General features: G+C 63.5%; 4 protein-coding genes. All 4 read right to left on the reverse strand.

The genetic code is table 11. The features are described from left to right. Positions 1 to 693: alpha/beta fold hydrolase (locus HKN06_11530; protein ID NNF61942.1), on the reverse strand; the 693-nt coding region annotated here is incomplete at its 3' end. Between the two features lie 321 nt (positions 694 to 1,014). Continuing rightward, positions 1,015 to 2,103, reverse strand: a complete 1,089-nt coding sequence (gene leuB / locus HKN06_11535) for a 3-isopropylmalate dehydrogenase (protein ID NNF61943.1) — start codon at positions 2,101 to 2,103, stop codon at positions 1,015 to 1,017. Continuing rightward, on the reverse strand, positions 2,091 to 2,675 hold the full coding sequence (gene leuD, locus HKN06_11540; GenBank protein ID NNF61944.1) for a 3-isopropylmalate dehydratase small subunit: 585 nt from the start codon (positions 2,673 to 2,675) through the stop codon (positions 2,091 to 2,093). The genes leuB and leuD overlap by 13 nt, the downstream gene beginning before the upstream one ends. Positions 2,676 to 2,680: 5 nt before the next feature. Next, positions 2,681 to 4,033, reverse strand: coding sequence for a 3-isopropylmalate dehydratase large subunit (leuC, locus tag HKN06_11545; GenBank protein NNF61945.1), 1,353 nt, complete (start codon positions 4,031 to 4,033; stop codon positions 2,681 to 2,683). Between the last annotated feature and the right edge of the window lie 8 nt (positions 4,034 to 4,041).

A 4,041-nucleotide genomic window follows, 5' to 3' on the forward strand; every position in this document is an offset into this window, starting at 1 on the left:
GTCGGCAAAGATCTGGAGTCGCAGCTGCTGCCGTTCTGCCGCCACTTCACTCAGGTGCCGACGCAGCGGGCCCGGCAGAAAGGGCCGCTTTTCGAACACGAAATCCAGCGTCGCCTCGAATTCTTCCCGGCTGGCCGGAATCAGCGGATGGTCGCCACCGCCCAGCAACATGCTTTCCATGTCGCTGACCTCGTCAGCAGTTACCCCGCCCGGGGCCAGCAGCCACAGGCTCTGCACCCGCTGCGGGTAACGCGCGGACAAGACTGCAGCAATCGCGCCGCCCATCGAACTGCCACCAAGGTGAAACTGCTGCAGACCGAGCGCGTCAGCGAAAGCAGCCACCCGCTGTGCCTGAGCATCAATTGAGTAATCCAGCTGCGGGTCACGGGTGCTGGCGCCAAAGCCAGGCAAATCTGGCGCGATAACACGAAACTTGTCAGTCAGGTGCCGTGCCACGCGGGTCCAGTGATCTTTGTCAGCGGTGAATCCGTGCAGCAGCAATAACGGCTCACCCTCATCGCTGTCGGTGTAGCTGTAGCGGATACCGTCGACTTCGATCTCGCGCGTATGCAGACCGGCAAGCGCCCGCTCGGCGTCCATTGCCAGCTGGTACGCCGCCCCCGGAAACAGGAACACCGCGAGCAGGTCAGCGGCGACCAGCACCGCCACGACAATCAGTATTTTCTTCAGCATGTGCGCAATTGTACGTGCCTTTACCAGACTGGTGTAGCAACCTGTCGAACCGGCCCGGCTGGTTTGACTCCTTCTACCCTGCCACCCACCACCAGCCGCGACGCTGGTCACCACACGGCACCCGCCAAATGCCGCAACCAGCAGGCTTCATAACGGTAACAGTGCGGCGGGAAAGAAGACGGAGTTTGCCGGCGCCGACTTGTCGGAGGCGCCGGTGAATAGCGTCTTGTAAGACCGCCGCTAACCCTTGTTCCAAGGCAGTCGCGGCTGGAAGCCGCTCCCACCAGAGCCGGTTGAAAGCAGTCGGGGCTGAAACCGCCCCTATTGGTTGCTTGCGCGGCCGGCCGTTGCGGCGCTGACGGCTGCGGCGATGGCGGTCCCGACTTCGGCGGTCGAGCCGCCCTCGCTGCCGCGTGCCAGGTCGGGAGTGACGATACCCGCCTCGATCGTTGCGGCGACGGCCGCTTCGACGGCAGCCGCTTCCGGCTCCATGTTCAGCGAGTGACGCAGCAGCATGGCGGCGCTGAGTATCGAGGCGCAGGGATTGGCGACACCCCGACCGGCAATATCCGGCGCCGAACCGTGGATGGGCTCATAAACGCCGGGCCCGCCGTCACCCAGCGAAGCGGATGGCAACAACCCCATCGAACCGGCCAGCATGGACGCTTCATCGGTGAGGATATCGCCGAACATGTTTTCCGTAACTATCACATCGAAATCACGCGGCCGCTGAAGTAGATGCATGGCAGCTGCGTCGACCAGCAATGTCTCCAGCTCAAGACTCGCAAATTCCTCGGCAACTATGCGATCGGTCGTCGCGCGCCACAGCCGCGAGGTTGCCAGCACGTTGGCCTTGTCGACTGACGTCAGCTTGCCGCGGCGCTTCTGCGCCAGCCGGGCGGCCAGCCGCACGACGCGTTCGATTTCCGGCAGCGTGTATTCGCACAGATCGCTCGCTGCGGTTTCACTTTGCGTCTTGGCGCCAAAATAAATACCGCCGGTGAGCTCACGCACGAACAGGATATCGACACCGTGCAACAGCTCAGGTTTTAGCGGCGATGCGTCGAGCACCTGTGGATGCGGTGCCAGTGGTCGCAGGTTGGCGTACAGCTCCAGACCCTGGCGCAGACCCAGCAAGCCCTGTTCCGGTCGCACTGCCGCGGACGGATCGTCCCATTGCGGCCCGCCAACGGCACCGAGCAGGACGCCGGCCGACTCGCGGCACAGCTGCAGCGTCGGATCTGGCAGCGGCGCTTCACCGGCTTCGATCGCCGCGCCGCCTATCAGCGCTTCACGGAACTCAAAGTGATGGCCGTAACGGCTGGCGACCGCGTCGAGCACGCGCACCGCTTCGGCAGTAACTTCCCGGCCGACACCGTCACCCGGCAGGACCGTTATCAGGGCGTGCAATGATGCGCCCTTTCGTAATCGTTAATGGCTTTTTCCTGGCTCAACAGGTGGCCAAGCGGGTCGACGCCATACAGCAGGCAATAACGGGCAAAATCGTCGATGGCAAACTCGCACCTGCGTCCGTCAGGCAACTGCAGTTGTCGATGGCCAATGTCGATGGTTACCTCCGCGCCGGGATTTTCAAACAGCCACTGCTGTGTCGCCGTATCGACCTCAACCGGAACGATGCCGTTTTTCAGCGCATTGGAGCGAAAAATATCTGCAATAGTCGTGCTGATCACGGCCCGAAAGCCGAAATCGCGCAGCGCCCATGCCGCGTGTTCGCGTGACGAGCCGCAGCCAAAGTTGTCACCAGCCACCAGCACCTCGCAACCGCCTGCCTCCGGCCGGTTGAGTACAAAATCGGGTTTTGGGCTGCCGTCACTATCAAAGCGCCAGTCCGAAAATGCGTGCTGGCCCAGGCCGGCGCTTTCGGTAGTGGTCAGAAAACGCGCCGGGATGATCTGGTCTGTATCGATATCGGCGTTGGGTAACACCACGGTCTTCGAAGTCAGCTGTGTCAGCGGTTCAATGGGGTTCATCGGAGGTACTCGCGCGGGTCGCTGATTTTGCCGGCAACGGCAGCCGCAGCGGCGGTTAGCGGGCTGGCCAGCAGCGTGCGCGCCCCGGCGCCCTGCCTGCCTTCGAAGTTGCGGTTGCTGGTGCTCACCGCGTACTGGCCGGCGGCAACGCGATCGCCGTTCATCGCAATACACATCGAGCAGCCGGATTCACGCCACTCGGCGCCGGCGTCGGTAAATACGCGGTCGAGCCCTTCTGATTCGGCCTGACGCTTGATGTCCTGGGAGCCGGGGACCACCAGCATGCGTACGCCATCGGCAACGCGGCGACCGGCCAGCACCGTGGCAACATCGCGCAGATCGCTCAGGCGGCCATTGGTACAGCTACCCACAAAGACCACATCAACCGGACGGCCGATCAGCGCTTCGCCGGGATTCAGCCCCATGTAGTCCAGCGCGCGGCGCATACCGGTGTCGCCGTTGGCCTGCGGCACGCGACCGGTTATTGGCAGCACCATGCCCGGGTTGGTGCCGTAAGTCAGCATCGGTTCCAGCGCCGCGGCGTCGATGTCGATCTCGCGGTCGAACTCGGCGCCCGCCTCAGTCGGCAATTCACGCCAGTTCGCCAAGGCATGGTCCCACTGCACACCGGTCGGCGTCATCGGCCGACCGGCCAGGTATTCGAATGTCGTATCATCGGGCGCGATCAACCCGGCACGGGCGCCGGCCTCGATCGACATATTGCAGACGGTCATACGCTGCTCCATGTCGAGACCGGCAATGGCCGCGCCGCGATACTCAATGACATGCCCGGTACCACCACCAACGCCCAGCTTGCCGATAATCGCCAGCACCAGGTCTTTCGCCGACACGCCGGCCGCGGACCGCCCGGAAACATTTACCGCCAGCGTCCTGGGCTTGCGCTGCAGCAGGCACTGGGTCGCAAGCACATGCGCCACTTCGGTGGTGCCAATTCCAAACGCCAGCGCGCCAAACGCACCGTGCGTGCTGGTGTGGCTGTCGCCGCACACAATAGTGCTGCCCGGCTGGGTTGCCCCAAGCTCCGGCCCCATCACGTGCACGATGCCGCGCTGCTTGCTGTCCAGATCATGCAGCTCGATGCCAAAGTCGCGGCAGTTTTTTTGCAGCATGTTGATCTGGTCGCGTGCCGGCCCGGCTGGCAGTCCGCCATAAAGAACATCCGCCCGGGTCGGCGTGGAATGATCCATCGTCGCGAGCGTGCGCTCCGGCCGCCGCACCGTAAGACCACGGTTGCGTAGCGCAGCGAACGCCTGCGGTGAAGTGACCTCGTGGACCAGGTGCAGATCTACGTACAGGATCGCCGGCGTCTCATCACTCTCTGGGACCACCTCGTGCT

The organism is Gammaproteobacteria bacterium (genome assembly GCA_013003425.1).
Lineage (GTDB): Bacteria > Pseudomonadota > Gammaproteobacteria > Steroidobacterales > JABDKV01 > JABDJB01.